Genomic DNA, 551 nt, shown 5'->3' with positions numbered 1-551 from the left:
GCGTTCTGGCAGAGGTTAAGGAGCACCCGCCCGATGTCCTGCGCCACCACGTTGACCGTCGGCAGCGCCGGGTCGAAAGCGGTAATGAGCCGGCAGGTAAAGGTGTTGTCTTTGGCCCGCTGCCCCTGATAGGCTAGCCGCAGGTAGTCGGCGGCAAGCGCGTTGAGGTCGGTGGATTGCTTGTCGCCCGACTCCATGCGGGAGTGTTCGAGCATGCCCTTGACAATGGCGCTTGCCCTGCGGCCGTGGTGGGCGATTTTGGTCAGGTTCTGCGCCAGGTCATCGGCAATGAATCCTGCTTCGTCGAGGTCGCCTTTGGTGAGTTCATCTTTCAGCTCGCCGGTGAGTTCGGCGCTGACCTCGGCAAAGTTGTTGACAAAGTTGAGGGGGTTCTGGATTTCGTGGGCGATACCGGCGGTGAGTTCGCCGAGGCTGGCGAGTTTTTCTTTCTGGATGAGCTGGGCCTGTGAGGCTTTGAGTTCGGCCGTGCGCTGTTCGACTTTTTCTTCCAGCACGCGGTTCTGGGTTTCGATGAGTGTCTGGTTTTGTTC

General features: G+C 59.7%; 1 protein-coding gene. It reads right to left on the bottom strand.

Features of this window, described 5'->3' with window-relative positions; translation table 11 throughout:
- Positions 1-551: sensor histidine kinase (locus tag BLX24_RS31080; protein WP_310590820.1), on the bottom strand; the 551-nt coding region annotated here is incomplete at both ends.

This window comes from Arsenicibacter rosenii (assembly GCF_001870735.1).
Taxonomy (GTDB): Bacteria; Bacteroidota; Bacteroidia; order Cytophagales; family Spirosomataceae; genus Arsenicibacter; species Arsenicibacter rosenii.
This window is presented reverse-complemented; position numbering and strand designations above follow the sequence as displayed.